Source organism: Vibrio sp. Of14-4 (assembly GCF_022347625.1).
Taxonomy (GTDB): Bacteria; Pseudomonadota; Gammaproteobacteria; order Enterobacterales; family Vibrionaceae; genus Vibrio; species Vibrio pristinus.
In genome coordinates this window covers 22585-41484 of sequence record NZ_JAKRGI010000013.1, presented here as the reverse complement: position 1 = coordinate 41484, position 18900 = coordinate 22585, and the positions used below count along the sequence as shown (strand labels likewise).

General features: G+C 39.0%; 16 protein-coding genes and 1 pseudogene. 13 read left to right on the top strand and 4 right to left on the bottom strand.

The genetic code is table 11. The annotated features are described in order from the left end of the window. The first annotated feature begins 175 nt into the window (after positions 1–175). The gene (locus tag MHN79_RS13615) at positions 176–427 is read left to right on the top strand and encodes a DUF1127 domain-containing protein (RefSeq protein WP_239173341.1); all 252 of its coding nucleotides are present in this window, start codon (positions 176–178) and stop codon (positions 425–427) included. A 70-nt stretch (positions 428–497) separates the two neighbouring features. On the opposite strand, the gene MHN79_RS13610 is transcribed toward MHN79_RS13615, so the two are convergent. Beyond that, positions 498–1532: an NADP(H)-dependent aldo-keto reductase gene (locus tag MHN79_RS13610; RefSeq protein WP_239173340.1), complete on the bottom strand. Its 1035-nt coding sequence runs from the start codon at positions 1530–1532 to the stop codon at positions 498–500. Positions 1533–1656: 124 nt separating this feature from the next. Here MHN79_RS13610 and MHN79_RS13605 point away from each other — a divergent pair, with 124 nt between their 5' ends. Then, positions 1657–1968: a DUF6482 family protein gene (locus MHN79_RS13605; RefSeq protein WP_114786958.1), complete on the top strand. Its 312-nt coding sequence runs from the start codon at positions 1657–1659 to the stop codon at positions 1966–1968. Here MHN79_RS13605 and mutH read toward each other — a convergent pair. Continuing rightward, positions 1965–2630, bottom strand: coding sequence for a DNA mismatch repair endonuclease MutH (gene mutH / locus MHN79_RS13600; protein WP_160931986.1), 666 nt, complete (start codon positions 2628–2630; stop codon positions 1965–1967). The genes MHN79_RS13605 and mutH overlap by 4 nt on opposite strands. A gap of 616 nt (positions 2631–3246) precedes the next feature. Between mutH and rppH the strand changes: the two genes are divergently transcribed. The 9 genes and pseudogenes from rppH to MHN79_RS13555 all read left to right on the top strand — a co-directional run bounded on the left by rppH (position 3247) and on the right by MHN79_RS13555 (position 15610). After that, positions 3247–3765 carry an RNA pyrophosphohydrolase gene (gene rppH / locus MHN79_RS13595; RefSeq protein WP_114786956.1) on the top strand — a complete coding sequence of 173 codons (519 nt, stop codon included), beginning with the start codon at positions 3247–3249 and terminating at the stop codon, positions 3763–3765. A 2-nt stretch (positions 3766–3767) separates the two neighbouring features. Continuing rightward, positions 3768–6011, top strand: coding sequence for a phosphoenolpyruvate--protein phosphotransferase (ptsP, locus tag MHN79_RS13590; protein WP_239173339.1), 2244 nt, complete (start codon positions 3768–3770; stop codon positions 6009–6011). 33 nt (positions 6012–6044) lie between these two features. Next, on the top strand, positions 6045–6815 hold the full coding sequence (locus tag MHN79_RS13585) for a sulfite exporter TauE/SafE family protein (RefSeq protein WP_239173396.1): 771 nt from the start codon (positions 6045–6047) through the stop codon (positions 6813–6815). Positions 6816–6860: 45 nt separating this feature from the next. Then, entirely contained in the window at positions 6861–7682 is an 822-nt protein-coding gene (gene lgt / locus MHN79_RS13580) for a prolipoprotein diacylglyceryl transferase (RefSeq protein ID WP_160931992.1), read from the top strand. Between the two features lie 14 nt (positions 7683–7696). Continuing rightward, a pseudogene (locus MHN79_RS13575) lies at positions 7697–8254 on the top strand (thymidylate synthase); the annotation flags it as partial. 145 nt (positions 8255–8399) lie between these two features. Beyond that, positions 8400–9659, top strand: a complete 1260-nt coding sequence (locus MHN79_RS13570; RefSeq protein WP_239173338.1) for a tyrosine-type recombinase/integrase — start codon at positions 8400–8402, stop codon at positions 9657–9659. Further along, positions 9649–13053 (top strand): tyrosine-type recombinase/integrase, encoded by a 3405-nt coding sequence (locus MHN79_RS13565; protein ID WP_239173337.1) that lies wholly within the window; start codon positions 9649–9651, stop codon positions 13051–13053. The genes MHN79_RS13570 and MHN79_RS13565 overlap by 11 nt, the downstream gene beginning before the upstream one ends. A gap of 2 nt (positions 13054–13055) precedes the next feature. Then, complete coding sequence (locus MHN79_RS13560) at positions 13056–15113, top strand: site-specific integrase (RefSeq protein ID WP_239173336.1); 2058 nt, start codon at positions 13056–13058, stop codon at positions 15111–15113. After that, positions 15113–15610, top strand: a complete 498-nt coding sequence (locus MHN79_RS13555) for a hypothetical protein (protein ID WP_239173335.1) — start codon at positions 15113–15115, stop codon at positions 15608–15610. The genes MHN79_RS13560 and MHN79_RS13555 overlap by 1 nt, the downstream gene beginning before the upstream one ends. Positions 15611–15631: 21 nt before the next feature. Here MHN79_RS13555 and MHN79_RS13550 read toward each other — a convergent pair whose 3' ends face one another. Both MHN79_RS13550 and MHN79_RS13545 read right to left on the bottom strand, forming a co-directional pair. Further along, the gene (locus MHN79_RS13550) at positions 15632–16492 is read right to left on the bottom strand and encodes a thymidylate synthase (protein WP_239173334.1); all 861 of its coding nucleotides are present in this window, start codon (positions 16490–16492) and stop codon (positions 15632–15634) included. Positions 16493–16639: 147 nt separating this feature from the next. Further along, positions 16640–16846 carry a helix-turn-helix transcriptional regulator gene (locus MHN79_RS13545; protein ID WP_239173333.1) on the bottom strand — a complete coding sequence of 69 codons (207 nt, stop codon included), beginning with the start codon at positions 16844–16846 and terminating at the stop codon, positions 16640–16642. Between the two features lie 92 nt (positions 16847–16938). On the opposite strand from MHN79_RS13545, the gene MHN79_RS13540 reads away from it, so the two are divergent. Then, complete coding sequence (locus tag MHN79_RS13540; protein WP_239173332.1) at positions 16939–17481, top strand: phage tail tape measure protein; 543 nt, start codon at positions 16939–16941, stop codon at positions 17479–17481. Then, entirely contained in the window at positions 17475–18857 is a 1383-nt protein-coding gene (locus MHN79_RS13535) for a DEAD/DEAH box helicase family protein (RefSeq protein WP_239173331.1), read from the top strand. The genes MHN79_RS13540 and MHN79_RS13535 overlap by 7 nt, the downstream gene beginning before the upstream one ends. Positions 18858–18900: the final 43 nt, after the last annotated feature.

Here is an 18900-nt window from a genome sequence, read left to right as displayed (position 1 = left end):
TTATCTCAGACAAAAGCATCACATCTGGTGCCTGTGATTTTAAGAGTAGCAAAGTAATTTAATTAATCCGTGCCTATTTATTTTAATTGGCTGCGGAGAAAGCAGCGAATTAAAATAAAGCCTATCTTTGGTTCGATCGTTGACTTTCCCCAGCCGCACCGACTGGAGAATCATTATGAGTCATTCTGTTTATTTAAAGCTTGCTATTTTTTTAGTTAAAATCGATTTACGCCGTGAAGAAAGACAGTGGAAACGCCGAGTTCGTCGTGCTGCGTTTCAAATCCCTTTTGCTAACGAGCACCTTATGCGTGATGTAGGTTTAGAAAAAGGTGGCCGTTGCATTGCAGATACTGTCCCTGATGATGTGAAAACCGAACGCCGTGTCCGCCACCTTCGACGAGTGCTCTCCTCGCGAATACCGACGTAATTTATCGGGCCAATTGAGTTTCAATTGGCCCCAAAACTAAAGCCAGTTGGTTTATCTAACTGGTTTTTCTTTAAGGACATGGATTGGAGTAAGTTGTTCCTATCTCTTGAAGCTCAGTAAGTAGTTCCTCACTGAGTTCAATATCCAAACTATCAATGTTCAATTTTAGCTGTTCTAAGTTGGTCGCGCCTATTATGGTAGAAGCAACGAAGGGACGTTGATTAACAAATGCTAATGCCATTTGGGCTGGAGTTAAGCCGTGATCCCTTGCTAAGCTCACATACGCTTCTGTCGCTTGAATGCCTTGAGGTGTAAAATAACGCACAAAACGCTCAAATAAAGAGCACCTCGCTCCTTTTGGGCGAGTATTATTTAGGTACTTACCGCTCAAGCAACCGAAAGCAAGCGGTGAGTATGCTAATAGCTTTACACCTTCATAGTGACTAATTTCTGATAACCCCACCTCAAAGCTTCTATTAAGAAGATTATATGGATTCTGGATAGAAACAATACGTGGGAGTTCATGTTTTTCTGCTAAGCGAAGTAGTGTCATTACCCCCCATGGCGTTTCATTGGATACGCCGATGTAACGTATTTTTCCTGCCTGAACAAGACTGGCGAGACTGTCTAAAGTTTCGATTAAAGTCACATCTTCTTGTTGATCTGGATAGGGGTAATTGAGTTGGCCGAAACAATTTGTACGTCTCTGTGGCCAATGAAGTTGGTAGAGGTCGATATGATCGGTTTGTAGTCGTTTTAAACTGTCATCGATCGCTTGATGAATATTGCGTCGATCTAGACTCATATTGTCGCGAATATAGGGTATATTTCTTGGGCCTGCGACTTTGGTGGCTAGGATGACTTTTTCTCGTTTCCCTGACTTTTTTAGCCAGTTACCAATGTATGTTTCTGTTAACCCCTGGCTCTCAGAGCTGGGTGGGACTGGGTACATTTCTGCAGTATCTATAAAATTTACCCCTCTCTCTAGTGCGTAATCTAGCTGCTCAAATGCTTCTCTCTCTGAATTTTGTTCACCATAGGTCATAGTGCCGAGACATATCTGACTGATTTCAAGAGAGGAGTGAGGTAACTTGTTGTATTGCATAAACCTTCCTTACACTAATCGCTTTTATACCAATATAGGGTATCGAAGCGTTGGATGAAATCTATCTCGGTAACAATTTCGCAAAACTGTTAATGTTAACTAAAATCTAACATGGGGGTGAAGTATGCAAAAAAGTCAACTAGATAAATGGATCCACGGTCATCATAAAGATAACTATCAGCCGCCGAAAGTTTTTGTAATAGGGTGCTCTGATCTGTCTCACTATCTTCTTGCTGTTGAATATAAACACAGATTAGAGCCGATTAAAGAAAAGGATGAGCTTATTCATTTCGAATCTCTAGACATGGTCAGAGAAGCACTATTAAAGCTTGGGATTAATAAAGCATATCTGCGTTTGCACAATACCTATGATGAATGTGGGGCAGGCGATGGTCCATTATATTATGATGTTGAACTATCCCTAACAACGCATTAGAAAAAATGTTTTTCTAGAATGCTTGAAGTAAATTGTGTACGAAGGTAGAAACCGCGCGGTAAGGTCATAATCGGTTTCCCAGAGGCTCCATATGCCTCAGTCAAGATGCGGCTGTGAGCTGCTTTTGGTCTAAGTTGCAGAATTTGACCATGATGGGCGGTAATCTTTTCCACGTGACCAAGGACGATCATTTCCATCAACTCCTCCCAATCTGCTTTGAGTTGAGCGTTTTCTTCTTCACTAGGTGTCCATATTAGGGGGGTTCCAACTCGGCGGTCAGCGAGCGGTATTTCCCGTTCGCCCTCAACTGGGACCCATAGTACTCGAGAAAGCTTATTACATACGTGGCTAGTTTCCCATGTTAGCCCTTGGATTCCGATCAATGGTGCCACACAGACGAAGGTTGTTTCTAATGGTTTACCTGTGTAACTAATAGGTATCGTTTTTAATTCGATTCCTAGATGTTTAAAGTCTTGCTCAGCTTTACTTCCTGCAGGCGCACCCAAGTGCCATTCTATGAGCTGGCCTACCCAGCCTTTGTCTTTTTTTAGGTTTGGTGGAACTGTCAGGTTGGCTTCTTGTGCCAATTCCTTAAAGCTAATACCTGCAACCTCCATTGCTCGTTGAAATAGTTCCTGTTCAGATTTTGGTTCAACTTTCATAGTGCTTTATTTGATCTTTGGTATGACTTTATTGTACCGGATTTATAGTTAAAAGTGCTTACCGTCGATCTTACTCGATAAAAAGATCACTGTCAGCCAAGTTATCCACACACTATGTAGATACATAGGAAATCGCTAATGGAGAGTGTATGAATAAACAGGTTTTTTTGATGATTTAGGGCTTGTATTTTACGAAAAATAGGTATCTGGCAAGATCTTTTTGTGGATAAATTGAACCCTGATGGATCTTTGACCGATCTAAGGTTTAGTCGTGATTCTAGCTTTACTCTTTTTTTTTAGGGGTTGTATTTTTTTATTAAGACTATGATTTTAATTTATTTTATTTCCTTGTTCGTCAAAAAAATCAACTGGGAGCTTTAATCTTAAGACTAAGCAATTCTCATTTTTTTGAATTCTTCACATACTTATACACAGAAAAGGTGAATAAATGTGGTGAGTCTCTCATTGTTATGTGAATAACTATCCATTGGGGGGATTTTTATTCATAAACTGTTTTGCACTGCATGTTTTATGTGTCAATTAGAAGAGGATGTTTGCTACATCTGGGGATATGTGGAAAAATCACAGTAATTAAGAATTTATTAGAGGTCGGCCAGTGATAGATGGCGATGGTTACCGCTTGAATGTCGGGATAGTAATTTGTAACAACCATGGTCAGGTCTTCTGGGCTAAACGATACGGACAACATTCATGGCAATTTCCTCAAGGAGGAATTGATGATGGGGAAACTCCTGAGCAGGCAATGTATAGGGAGTTATACGAAGAGGTTGGTCTTACTAGTAAAGATGTCAAGATCGTCGCAACAAGTCGTCATTGGTTAAGATATAAGTTACCGAAAAGATTGGTTCGTTGGGACTCCAAACCTGTCTGTATTGGACAAAAACAGAAGTGGTTTCTTCTTCGTTTAGACTGTGATGAATCACGGATTAATATGCAGCGAGGAAATGCCCCTGAGTTTGATGGTTGGCGGTGGGTAAGTTATTGGTACCCGGTTAGGCAAGTTGTGTCTTTTAAACGCGATGTTTATCGCAGGGCAATGAAAGAGTTTTCTTCGGTGGCTATGCCATTTAAGGAGCGTAAAGCGAAAGGTAAGCGTAAGCACAGAAGAGGGTAGACATGCTTTCTCAACTAAGGGACATTGTTGAACAGGTATCCAAATTAGAGGATATTCATCAGGCTTTAAAAGTTCTCGTTACGCAAACGTGCAGTGCGATGAAGACTGAATGCTGCACGGTTTACCTTGCCAATGAAGATATGCAGCGTTTAGAACTGATGGCTACAAAGGGGCTTAAGTTTAAGGGAAAAAAAATCCACATAAGCTTCAGTGAAGGGCTAGTTGGTCTAGTTAAGCGCAGTGCTGAACCGTTAAATCTTGCAGAAGCTTCAAAACACCCTAATTTCAAATATTTTTCTCAGCTTGGTGAAAAAATCTACCATAGTTTTCTTGGCACTCCCATTATTTACCGCAGACAAGTGCTTGGCGTCTTGGTCGTGCAGCAAAAGCAACCCCGTCAATTTAATGAAATTGAAGAGTCATTTCTGGTAACACTTGCTGCGCAGCTGGCTGTGATTATTGCCCATGCCCAAAGCCAAGGCCAATGGCGCTTAGAGAAAGGTCAAGATGAGATTAGAGGTATTGCCGCTTCTTCGGGTGTTGCTATTGGTGAGTTTCGTTGGGACGACACCCTAGTTGATTTATCAGAGGTGTATCCTGCATCAACTCTAGATATCGAACGTGAGCAAGAGGTATTACTGCTAGCGATTGAAGAAGCCCTAAGTGATTTTCGTAGAATGCGAAAAAAATTTGATGGTGAAATTAACAAAGATGCATTCGCTATTTTTGATCTGTTTACACATTTGCTCAATGACCCTATGCTCCGCAAGGATCTCAAAAGTCAGGTGCAAAAAGGAGACCGCGCGGATTGGGCATTGAGGCAAGTGGTTGAGAGCTACTCTAATCGCTTTGCAAAAATGTCAGATGTATATATGCGTGAGCGAGCTCAGGATGTGAAAGAACTTGGACAGCGCCTGCTTTTTTTTCTCCAGAATACTGAGAGGAGCCAACCAGAATTTGAAAAACCTGTGATTTTGGTTGTTCGTGAGTTGACAGCAACATTGCTTGCGTCCGTACCGAGAAAAAAGTTACTTGCTGTCGTCGCTCTGGAAGGAGCGGCAAACTCTCATGCGGCAATATTATCTCGGGCTCTCGGGATCCCCACTGTGATGGGGGTTACGTTAAACCTAAAGGAAATTAATGGCAAGAAGGGTATTGTAGACGGATACAGTGGCAAGTTATTTATTTCACCTAATGAGCAATTGCTGAGGGAATATGGTGAGTTGGTTGATGAAGAAGGAGAGCTTGCTACCTTGGTCAATCAAACAGCCCTCGAACCTGCGCAGACCAAGGACAATGTACGTATCGAAATAATGCTCAATGCCGGACTTAGCGCTGACGCTAACATAGCAATAAATCAAGGTGTTGATGGCGTGGGTTTATATAGAACGGAAATTTCTTTTTTACTCCATCATCGTTTCCCATCTGAGGAGGAGCAGGTCCTTCAGTATAAAGCGGTCCTTAACACATACCCAGATAAACGTGTAGTAATGCGTACTCTGGATATAGGAGGGGACAAAGCATTACCTTATCTACCCATAGAGGAAGATAACCCTTTCCTAGGGTGGAGAGGTATCCGCTTTACACTCGATCATCCAGATATTTTTCTAATGCAAATAAGAGCTATGATGAAAGCGAGTGTCGATCATCAAAATCTCAGTATTTTACTTCCTATGGTTTCAGGTACCCAAGAACTTGATAGTGCTTTGGAATTGATCGATCGTGCTCATTTGGAACTGGCTAAGCAAGACAGTAGAATCGTTATGCCGGCCATTGGAGTCATGATTGAAGTTCCATCTATGATATATTTGTTGCCTCTTATTGCAGAGAAAGTCGATTTTGTATCAATTGGCACCAACGATCTTACCCAATACTTGCTGGCCGTCGATCGAAACAATGCTCGGGTGGCCGATGTTTATGAATCTATGCATCCATCTGTTGTGATGGCGCTTGAGCATATTCATCAAACATGTGAGCAACTCAAGTTACCCGTGTGTATTTGTGGAGAATTGGCTGGCGATCCTATCGGGGCTCTGCTTATGGTTGGCCTTGGATATCGAAGCTTGAGTATGAATACCTCAAACGTGGCAAAAATTAAGTATTTACTGCGACACACAGACAGCCATGAATTACAGGATCTCGCTACTCAAGCTTTGATGAAGCCATATGGTAACGAGATTTATACTATGATGAAAACCTTCTTTGATGACAAAGGCTTCTCTGGCTTTATCCGCGCAGGAAAATAAAAAAGGAACGATGTGAATATTGAATTTTTAGCTATGCTAGTCCTTCTTGGGGGAGTTGTGGGGATAATGGCAGGGCTACTCGGTATTGGTGGTGGTTTAATTGTTGTACCCGCATTACTATTTCTTTTACCACTTGCCGGAATCGATCCTTCAATTTGTATGCAAATAGCACTAGCCACTTCTCTTGCTTCAATTATCGTCACTTCAGGTTCTTCAGCTTTTAATCACTTTAAGCTCGGTAATGTCGATATTCATGTTGTTAAGTGGTTGATGCCTGGCGTTGTGGTTGGTGGTTTTTTCGGAGCAAATATTGCCGAATGGCTACCAGCTGAATATTTGCCTAAGGTCTTTGGTTTTATTGTGTTAGGTTTGGCTATCCAAATGCTGTTCTCGATTAAAAGGCAGAGCACTAAAACCATGCCAGGCAACTTGGCGACTATCTCTATTGGTACTGGTATTGGTATGGTATCAAGTCTTGCGGGTATTGGTGGTGGCTCATTATCAGTTCCTTTTCTTAACCGTCATGGTGTGGAAATGCGCAAGGCTGTTGGTTCTTCCTCTGTGTGTGGGTGTTTTATTGCCATGGCGGGAATGATAGGTTTCATCTTGCATGGTTATCAGGCACAATCTCTGCCAATGTATAGTTTGGGCTATGTTTATTTACCTGCCCTTGTCGCGATTGCATCAGCGTCCATGTTGACGACACGTATTGGTGCTAAAATGGCGACATCTTTGCCGACTCATACATTGAAAAAAATCTTTGCGGTGTTTTTACTATTTGTAGCGGGAACTATGCTGTGGTAACGAACTCTCATTTAATTATCTTAACACCAAAAGAGTGGTAGTTTTATGTCTCAAGGATTCCTTGAATTCCCCAATATCGATCCTGTTCTGATCTCTCTGGGGCCTTTGTCAATTCGTTGGTACGGTTTGATGTATTTAATTGGTTTTGCGTTTGCTCTATGGTTGGCTAATAGACGAGCAGACCAAGCTGATAGCGGTTGGACAAGAGAACAGGTTTCGGATCTCTTATTTGCTGGATTCCTAGGTGTCGTCATCGGCGGCCGTATAGGGTATGTTGTATTCTACAACTTTGATCTCTTCCTACAAGATCCTCTTTACTTATTCAAAGTTTGGACTGGTGGCATGTCATTCCATGGTGGTTTGTTGGGTGTGATTAGCGCCATGTTCTGGTATGCCAAAAAAAATGGCCGTACGTTTTTCGGAGTTGCTGACTTTATTGCCCCACTGGTTCCTTTTGGTTTAGGTATGGGTAGACTTGGTAACTTTATGAACGGCGAGCTTTGGGGACGTGTAACGGATGTGCCATGGGCAATGGTTTTCCCAACTGGCGGGCCTCTACCTCGCCATCCTTCTCAGTTATATGAAATGGCCCTTGAAGGGATTGTTTTGTTTCTGATCTTGAATTGGTTTATCAAAAAGCCACGTCCACTTGGCGCCGTGTCTGGATTGTTTTTAGCGGGCTATGGTTCATTCCGTTTCTTAGTTGAATATGTTCGTGAACCCGATGCGCACTTAGGGTTATTTGGCGGCTTTATATCCATGGGACAAATTTTGTCATTGCCTATGGTTATTGGCGGCATTTTGATGATGTTGTGGGCATATAAACGTGGCCACTATAAAGATGTGATCCCACAGCAGACGAAATAAAATAAGGAACAAATGTGAAACAATATTTAGATCTGTGTCAGCGTATTGTAGACCACGGTGAGTGGGTCAAAAATGAACGTACAGGCAAACGCTGCTTAACTGTGATTAACTCAGATCTCACTTATGACGTTGCTCAGAATCAGTTTCCCTTGGTGACAACCAGAAAAAGCTTTTGGAAAGCCGCGGTTGCAGAACTACTCGGTTATATCCGAGGTTATGATAACGCCGAGGACTTTCGCAGACTTGGCACGAAAACATGGGATGCAAACGCTAACCAAAATTCGGCTTGGTTGAATAACCCATATAGAAAAGGCACCGATGATATGGGCCGTGTTTATGGTGTTCAGGGACGCTCTTGGGCAAAGCCAGATGGTGGCTATGTCGATCAATTGCGGAAGATTGTCGATGATTTAACCCGAGGTGTTGATGATAGGGGAGAAATCCTCAATTTCTATAACCCCGGAGAATTTCACATGGGCTGCCTACGTCCATGCATGTATAGTCATCATTTTTCTCTGCTTGGTGATACCTTGTACTTGAACAGTACTCAGCGCTCTTGTGATGTGCCTCTTTTATAATCCCCTGCACAAAATGCATAATCAGTAAGTAAAATAATCCTCGTTTCTGTTAATGTTGAATTTATTGTGTTCATTTTGATTTGCACAATACGTAATTAATCATAATGTTGTGTAAATTTAATGCACAGTGCGAGGTTTTATGGATAAGTCTGTTGTCATATCGTCTGGTCAGAATCTTGATATATCAAAATCTGTTGCGCATGAAGATTTTGAAGAATATCCAAATGTGCTTCTACTTGCTGAAGGTGTTGCTGTCTTTAATGACCAAATGGAGTTGTTGCCACTCATCTCCGACTTCCTTACTGATTACAGAAGAAATCATAGTGATAATTCTGTAAATACATACGCAAACAACTTACGTTACTTAGTTAAGTACCTGATTACACATGATGATAATCACATTGGAACTAAGAGAGATGATTGTTTGTTGACAGTGCATGCGACAGAAATTCAGAAGTATTTTGATTATTGTAGACGCGATAAGGATAAAAAAGGGTTAGATAAACCTGCACTAGGTGGAAAAACCCTAGCAAACAGAGATGCGACTTACGGCAGGTTCTTCTCGGAATTTCTATGCAATCCTCCTGCTGGCTACAAACTCTTGAGGGAAGAAAATCCTTATGAAAATGGAAGTTTAGTCGTAGCTGCCAAGGAGTCGCTAATTAGGCCTGCGCTTTTTACTGATGTTGAAGCTTTGATTTTCGTCGCTAATCATGAAAGAGAAAAAAGTCTCATTCAATTCATGTACGACTCAGGTGTCCGTAGAGCTGAAGTAAAAGATATATCTCAAGAAAGTATTTTACAGTTATCCAGAGAGTCTCGTAAGAGCGTAATTGTGGATGGCAATACAATTCAGATACCTAGTGATTATGTATCAATAGAAATTAAAGGTAATAAGGGGCGGGGGAGAGAAGCAAAATATAGATATACAGTTGTTTCAAAAGAAACGATTAATAGAGTCCAGAGATATCACTCAAGCCTTGAATTCAAGAAACACAAACGTAAATGGGGTGATACTCCTGTTCCAGCCTTCTTGAATCAAAATGGTAATCCTTACACCGAAAAGGCAGTTAGTAAGCTAATTAAAAAACTGTCTAAAAGAGCTTTAAAGCTTGGATTGATCAACTCGCCGTTATCACCACACAAAATTCGACATGGTTTTGGTGCTATGCTTCTCAATTCTGAAGATTTAGGCAAATCACAGCTAGACCGACTTTTGCTTTTACAACAATGCCTTGGACATGAATCATTAGATACAACACAAAAGTACACCAAAATACCTGTCGGAGTATGGGAAAAATTTGTAGATAACAACGGTGCTCCACTCAAAAGATATCAGTTAATGAAAAAATTAAAAGATCGAACTAGATTGAAAAGGAAGCACCGAAATGAAATCTGAAGAATACCGAACGATCTTGAATACCTGGTGGCGAGGGTTAACAGACGAAAAGAAGAAAGCGGTTCCAATCACTCAGCTAAAAACGATTGATTTACATCAGCTATTTAGTCATGTTCCAATTAAATACGATACATTGCGTATGTATTTGAAAGAAGACATCAAAAAGATAGATGCGGAGCTTAAGTCGTTAGGTGTTTTACCCGATAGTGAAGAATATAAGGTCCGTCTGCTCAACTGGTGGCAGTCATTGACTAATGATCAAAAGAAAGCAGTTCCAACATCAAAGACAAATAATACTGTTGACTTGCGAAATTTGTTTAGTGATGTAGCGGTTTCTCATCGAAAAGTTCGTGAATATCTGAAAAATGAGATAAAGATGATAGACACAGAGCTTAAGTTGATAGGTGTTTTATTAGATGTTGAAATATATAAAAAGCGTCTACTCAATTGGTGGCACTCTTTAACTGATGAACAAAAGCTAACGGTTCCAACGAATCAAAATACAATTGATTTACGTGATAGACTGAGTGATGCTCCGGTGACTTACGTCCAAATACGCCAATACTTAAAAGATGATATCAATAAGATAGAAGCCGAGCTTAAGTCTTTAGGTGTTTTGTTTGATCATGAAGCTTATAGAGCTCGTCTGCTCAATTGGTGGCAGTCGTTAACTAATGATCAAAAGAAAACTTTACCAGTTGTAAATAACACCATAGATCTGCGAGATCTATTTGCTGATTCACCTATAAAATATCATGTGGTAAGGCAAATTTTTCATAAAGAAATCGATAATATTGATAAAGAACTCAAGTCGTTAGATGTTTTGTTTGACCGTGTAGCATATAGATCCCGTTTGCTGGATTGGTGGGCGTCATTAACGAATGAACAAAAACAGAACGTCTCAATAAGTCAAAATTCAATCGATTTGCGTTTTTTATTTAGTAAAGCACCGATAGGATATAATCCAATACGCTTATATTTGAAAGAAGACATCAAAAAAATAAATGCGGAGCTTAAGTCATTAGGTGTTTTAAAGAATGTTGACGATGACACGATTGTTACATTGATGAGCGACTTTATCTCTGAATGTAAAGTTAATCCAGATCTGTTATGGGATGTTGAGCTGTCAATTGTTGGTATGTTTAATTCAAAGTTGGTAGATAAAAATCCGGATAGTTACTTTGAACAGTATGGCCTTATTTCTACAAAATACTTATCAAATAAGCTTTCATGTAAGGTCAAACGGCTCGAGGGACCAGAATTACTTGATCTCAGAAAACAGCTTAATAAATTGTTATTGGAGTACAAAGTCTCTCTTCCATATAGTGAAATTAAAAATAGCAGTCATGCTATTGGTTATGATTTGAATAATCGTAGGATTTTCCTTAAGTGGAAAAACAGCTTAACATATGAAGAAAAACTAGCACTTCCAATGTTTAGAAATGTGATAACTCAGAAAACATTCAGCCACTTAATTCCAACCCATAGTAAAGCTATTGCACGTCCTTTGTTGAGGGCCGAATATTTACGTTTTTCCAGAGAAGTTATAGAGATTAAAGGCATCGATTATAAAACAATGAAAGAACGTGATGAAGCTCGCAGAGAAAAACGTTTGAATCAAGAAGAGAGTAAGTATTCAGTATTTAGTAAATTAAGAGATAAGAAACTCACATCAATTGATGACTTTAGTTCTAAAAGAGGGCGCTATGAGGATGTACAACATGCTTTTGCTATTGGCTCTTTGAATATTTCGTCTAAATCAGGAATTACTAGTTATTATACCGGGTACAAACATTATTGTGATTTCCTTGAGAGCAAAGAAATTTCACCAAATAGTAGTTTTAAAAAATGTTTTAATTCATGGTCGCTAAGGGATTTTAAAGAGTATCTAGGTGAAAAAATTGGCGAAGGAGTATTAGCAACATCAACTGCTAATTCAACGTTGTCGTCATTGCGAGTGACGCTGGATAAACTGAAAACGATTCGCAGTTACAATTTCAGTTATTACCCTGCTGATGGATTTGAAATTGTAAGAGAGTCTATAGCATATAAGCCATACTCGCCTTACGAGAGAAAACAAATACACGAGATGTTAGAGCAGGAAATTGTACTTGTTAAAAAGAAGTTAGCGCCGTATCAAAAGTTAGACAGAAAACAAGCTGATTTTGATGATCCAAAGATCCAGGCAAGGATTATTTTTGAAGATCATTGTAACTGTGTTCCCATCTATAGAAATAAAGAGCTAATAAAACAATACACTGTTGGGCAGAGAAAATTAAATAATTACGTGACCTCAAGAAGAATTTCCCTTAATGAATTGTATGATGAATGGGGGGTAAAAACTAGAAGAACTGCACTGCGGGATGTGGGATTGTATGTATTAAAGATGGCACAAGTCCTTGGTATGAATTTAAACCCTATCTTAGATCTGGAAATTGACGATTACCAAAAAAATCACCCTTTGACTAATAAGCCTTGTCTAACTTATTGGAAAGAAAGATCGACAGGAGAAAAGATGATTCATCTAGACCTGTTTCAAGCTGATCTTCAATGGTTAACAATAAGCCAAAAGCAATTTGTCGAAACAGTATTTAATGAAGTTATTCAGTTAACTTCTGAGGCAAGAAAATATGCGCCAAGTGAGATATCAAATAGACTTTTTATAACATATTACAAAAAATGCATAACTATAACTGAATCAACTATGTCCAATTTCTATTCTGAACTGGTCGATAAATATCAGTTGGAAGATGATGATGGTAATCCATTGGTGCTCACTACAACAAGATTCAGACCTACTCTAGTGAGTGAGTTAGTCGATGCTGGTGTTTCAATAAGGGAGATCCAATATTTATTAGGGCATGCTTCTATTTATACGACAATGTGCTACCTAGAGAAATTAGATTTCGATAGAGTTATAAAAGATAAAGCAAGGAAAGCAATAGAAGGGGTTTACAGTAAGGCTATTCGAACAAATAAGCATAATTCTCATCAGAAAAAACGGCGTAGATATGACGATAATCAAATCATAATGAAAACGCCACTTGGTGGTTGTAAAAACATATTTGATCCACCTGAATTTATCAAAAAATCATCCTTGTATGTTAAGGGAAGACCCTGTTCACAATATAATAAGTGCCTTTCTTGTGATAATGTTATGTTGACTGAGAAACATCTTCCAGAGCTTTTTGCAATGCAAAGAGACTATTTGGCAACATTAGAAAGTAGCGAAGTAGTTAATACTCCTTACCATGTTGTTGTGTTAGAAAATCTATCACTACTTGACGATATTTTAAACCCTGAAACTTCAGAGTTTGAGGAGGATACTTTAATACTGGCGAAAGAAAATTCGTTATTTATAGAAACCACTATATTAGATAGTTGGGGTGGTTAATAGTGAAAAAACAGCATCTCGAACACTTGCAGTTAATAAATCAATATTGGCAAGATGTATTTTCTAATTTACTGATTTTAAACAAAACTAATTCTGACGAACTAGTTGATGATATTAGTCCTTATATCGTTCAACTTGCTACACTGCCTATATCTAAGAAGAGTGTTTTTCGTGACATGTTATGGGATTTCGATGAAGATACTTCAAACAGAGCACCTTCAGTCTCTATATCAAAAGTTCAGCTTGACTTTAGCGACTATAGCCATATTCCATTAGGAGTCATAACCGAACTAAAGTGCTTATTTTTGAGTGTTTATTCGTCACCAAAAGAATTTGGTAGTAAGAAAAACGAACTACAGCCCAACACCTTGATTGCTCCATTCAAAAATGGACTAAGATTTTTGAATTTTGTTTTCTCTCAAGTCGAGAGGAGACTTGGAAAAGAGTATATACAAGAACAGTGTCATAAACTTGGTGATATAACTCTGCTAGACTTTGAAGAAGCGGCTAAAAGGACCAAGTTGAAAATAGTGTCAGAGAAGCAAAATCCAACTGGTTATAAAGTTTTTTTTGATTATTTAGGTTGTCATAAAACAAAAGAAAGCATTGGTATTAAGTGTGATGCTGATTATGAAGCAATAAAAAAAGCATATAAGGAAAACTCTAATAAAAATAATAATCAGAAAAAAGAAAAATTACCCTACCTTGAAACTAAAAACTTCGATTTGGCTCTTAAGAGAGCGTCATTTAATATCGTGAGTTTTTTAAAAGCAGTTGACGAAAAAGTGAATGATCCTGTAATCACAAAACATTATGAGACACTCGCTTCAAGCCATAAAGAGTTTAAATATTCAAAGGAAAACTTTGAAGACTATGGTGCTTACCGTCTCAATAAGCAAGGATACTCACTCGCAGATATCAATACTACTTTTCCAGCTAATCATATAGCTAAACTTGATTGCAGTGTGCAACTAACACGAGAGCAGATAACATATATATTACAAAAAAAATTATGCGTTACCGGACCTATTCAAATAGCAATTAATAAAGCATTTTACTCTGCACTATGGGTGATCGGGACTCTCATGGGCGCAAGACCAAATGTGTATTCTGATCTAAAAATTAGTGGATGTCTGGACTTAGAAGATAAGACTATCGTTTCAGAAGAACACAAGGGACGAGATAATCGCTGGAATTTGTTTAATGATCGCTGGATAGCTATACCAATAATGATCGATGCCATAAAGGTTGTCGAGTTGATAGGCGGAAAGGTATTTCAAAACACATATGTATTTGCAAATACTTTTACATTAATGCCAGACGAGACTAATACCCCGATGGGCAATCTTACCCATATAGTTGAAAAAAGCTTCTCAGTATTAATGGGGGTATCCTCAAAAGATATTAACAGTAAGATCAATGGCTATGTATTCAGACATAGCCTTGCGCATCAAATGTACCGAGCTGATGTTGGCTTACCTGTTATTTCTTATCAGCTAAAGCATATTGTCTCTGCAACGGAGGCGCTCGCGCGTAAGGGGAAAGTGAGTCAAACAACGCTTGGTTATGGAGGGATTGCAAATCAGTTAATAAGTGTTGAAGGTAAGTCAGTAAATTTTAGACATGAGGCTGAATTAGAAGCTGTAAAAGCTAATTTTGATCCGAACGGTAAATACATGGGGGGGAAAGCTGATGAGCATATTTCAAAAATCAAAAAGTTCTTTAATGGATGCATGGAAGCTGGTTACTCAGAAGAAGAAATATACGAAGCAATGGTTAAACAAGGACTGGCGATTATTAATGTCGGAAGTGGTTACTGTTTTGGTGGCGTTGAGGATTTTGATGAGACCTTGCCGTGTATTGGTGGCTTAAGATGTAACCCAGTTCGTTGTCACAATGCTGTAGTAACTAAAGCAAATGCGCCAAGGTGGCGCGAAATATATCTTTCTAATATTAAGTTGGTCGGTGCAGAAGGATACGAAGACAGGCAAGATCAGATAGCTGAAGCAATAGAAGAGTCTAAAAGAGTTTTAAATTATTTGGGCGAGGAGTTGATCTGATGGCTGAATACGATGAAAAAAACAAAGAATTGTTTGATCAAAATACAGATAAAATATGGGCTGCACTGGATTCTATAAGGCAAGATAAGAAGTTAAAGACAACTAAAGCTCAAGTAATTGAGTTAACTGGACTTCATCGTAATACTTTTGACCCAAATGGAGTGAGGGCTTGGGTTGGTGTTGAGCTCGAAATAATAAAAAATCAGAGACAAGAAGATTTAAAGCGCAACCGAGTTACTAAAAAGCAACAAGAACAGAACTTACAAGCGTTACTCGATCAATCAAAGCTAGAAATTTTACATTGGTTTACTAAATATTCTGAATCAGAAAGAGAGTTAGATAAATTAAGAATACGCTCTAGGCGTGATTATGAAAGTCTTGAATGGCACAAATCAGAAATTGGAAAAGAACGGAACGATAAAAAAATGCTTGAGGATAGGATTGAGTTATTGGAGAGTTTACTCAACGAAAAATCAGAAAAAAATAATGGGACTTGATGTCCCATTATTTTTTATAAGCTAAACCGAAAATGGGTATTTGATTGGTTCGTGATGTTGATAGCCAACAACTTCGAAATCATCAACTGTTACCCATGTTTCCAAGTCTTCAAGTGATTTGATCTCTGGGTTGATAATGAGCTTAGGTGCGGCATAAGGTTCTCTTTTGATCTGATCTTTCATTAGCTCAACTTGGTCTTCATAGATATGGGCATTGACGATCTTATGGAACGCTTTTCCGGCCTTTAACCCAGTGATCTGAGCTGTAATCTGGAGTAGCCAAGCTACTTGGATTTGATTAAAGACTAAGCCGAGAGGCACATCACAACTACGTTGAGTGCTATTTAAATAAAGGGTATCACCTAGCAGTGAAAAATGGTGACTATACATGCAGGGGCGTAAACAGCCCATGTGGAACTCGCCAGGATTGTAAAAGTTGAGGATTTCACCTCGGTCATCAATACCTTTGCTTAAATGAGCAATGATCTTCTTATATTGATCGACAAAACCACCATCAGGTTTCGCCCATTTCCGTCCCTGAACGCCGTATACACGACCCATGTCATCTTCACCTTTACGATGAGGATTATTAAGCCAGGCTTCATTCTGATTGGCGTTGGCATCCCAAGTTTTGGTACCTAATTTTCGAAAATCAGCTGCGTTGTCATAGCCACGTAAGTAACCTAGCATCTCAGCGATAGCACTTTTCCAAAAAGCTTTGCGCGTTGTTACTAGAGGAAATTCATTCGCGGTCAGATCATACTCTAAATCTGCATTGATAACGGTTAAGCATCGTTTGCCTGTTCTATCGTTCTCAATCCAAATACCTTCATCGATAACTCGTTTACACAAGTCTTCGTATTGGCTGTATATATGTGTCATATTATCTACCAAGTATATTTTATGATAGTGATCTTATCATACTCTGATCTCATTTCTCCATGCGTTCACTAAAGCAGATTTCTCTTGACCTGTATGTAAGCACTTAGGTGAGTAAGTTCCTATGAATTACACAAGTTAGGGTTTCCCTTATGGAAGTAAATCACGCACATCGCAACCAAGAATTCTTGCCAACTGGTACACCTTTTCTAGAGTGATGTTGACCTCTCCTCTTTCGATACGACCGACATAGCTCCGGTCGATGTCTGCTGAAATGGCCAATTTATCCTGAGATATACCTTTAAGCTTGCGCTCTCTACGTAGGTTATCCCCAAACCGTTTTGCTAAGTCTTTCATTTTTAATGGTACTCAAAATGAAAGAATATCCGTCATTGCGGATTTTATAGCCACGGACTATAATCCGTATTTTGTTTCGTAGTTGAGCTCTTATGACGAAGAAAACAGCGATTAATGAATACATTTTTACCCTATTCATCGAGAAAGGACTTGATGGATTAACTGTTCCTGCTTTAAGGGACGAACTACTAACGATTACGGGAGAATTTAAGGACATAACGGAAGCGCGTAAATTTCTTTATCGTCAGTTATTACCTTTAGAAAAGAAAGGGCTACTTTGGACTGAGGGTCAAGGACGGACTAGGACATACCACAAATCAGAGCAGTTTAAAGAAACTGTATTCAAACCGAAAAAGCGTAAGCAACAAAAGCTAAAAACAGTCGTAAAAAATTCGGATGAAGCACTTACCCTTGATGAGCTGACTTTGGAACGACGAAAGTATGAAGCTGAACTTGCGATAGCTTTAGCTGAGATCGAAGAATTTCAACTATTGTCTGAAAGGTTACCTTTACAGAAATCATCATTGTTAAAACTATCCGAAGAAACTAGAGAACGCTCTGTTAGATATCTAGCCAAAATAAATGTTCTTAATCACGCCCTAAAGCTTAGTAATTGTGGGGAAGTAAAATGTTAAGACTATGGCAAGAGGAGTGTGTTGGATCGGCTTTAGAAAAGTATCTAGCTGGACATTCACATTTTCAGGTTCAGGCGACTCCAGGGGCTGGAAAAACGGTGGCCGCTGCCGAAATTGCCAAAAGGCTGTATGACTTAGACAAAATTGACCTGGTCCTCTGTTTTTCGCCATCATTAACGATTGCTGATGGTATCAAAAATACCTTTTCATGGCGATTGGGATGCTCTTTTTCCGGTGGACTTGGTTCAATAGGTGCATCGTTTACATATCAGAGTATGAAATACCTTAGAGATAGCTTTTGGAAAACAATTAAAAAGCACCGCGTATTGGTTGTATTTGATGAGATTCACCATTGTTCAGGTGATGAAATTGAAAATGCTAATGTATGGGGTGAGCAAATTTTGAGACAAATTCAAGGGATTGCTGCGTTTACATTATCCCTATCTGGCACTCCTTGGCGCTCAGATTTATTGCCAATTACGTTAGCACAGTATTCTGATGCAGAAGGTCGTATCCACTGTGATTATCAATACGGTTTAAAGCAAGCGATTATCGATAAGGTCTGCCGCTCACCTAAAATTGTACTAATTGATAATGATCGCTTATCTATTTCAGAAAGTGGACAATCAAAGTCATTTTCGTCAATTCCTGACCTTTTAAAGCAATCAGCAACTCCGTATCAAAGCATTTTGCAAAATATTGATGCAATGACTTATGTACTTGGCCTTGGTTGCAAAAAGCTAGCAGATATACGTATGGATAACCCTAATGCCGGTGGTTTGGTTGTTGCTTCATCAGTAGGACATGCAATCGAAATTCAGAAAGTTTTGACTGAGAGATATGAGCAAAGTACAGAGATAGTCACTTACTATCATGAAAATCCACTAGAAAAAATCAATGGGTATCGAAACGGAACGACTCAGTGGATTATCAGCGTCGGAATGATTAGTGAGGGAACCGATATCCCACGTCTACAAGTCTGTTGCCATTTAAGTTTTGTGAAGACAGAACTTTATTTCAGGCAAGTTTTAGGACGAATTTTGCGAACGCATGAATCCTCGAATCAGCAAGCTTGGTTGTACACTTTTGCTGAAGAAAGTCTGGTGAGTTTTGCTGAGCAGATCGAGCAAGATATTCCGGACTCATGCTTATTTATCAAACCAGATAATTGGCAAGATAGACCTCAAGCTTCTGTTTCGTTAGATCGAGCCTATTTCTCTGATCAACAAAAGAAAAAAACTGATATTGGGAAGACACAGCTTAGTTGGGATAAAGAACGTTTGGAAAAACCGTCAATCATAACTGCATACTCAGCTTCTTCTGGTCAATTGAACTTAGGAAATTTCAGAGAGCGTGTAATTGCTGCATTTCAGTAATAAATATTTTTAATATTAGACAATATGTTAGCGAGGTATTGAT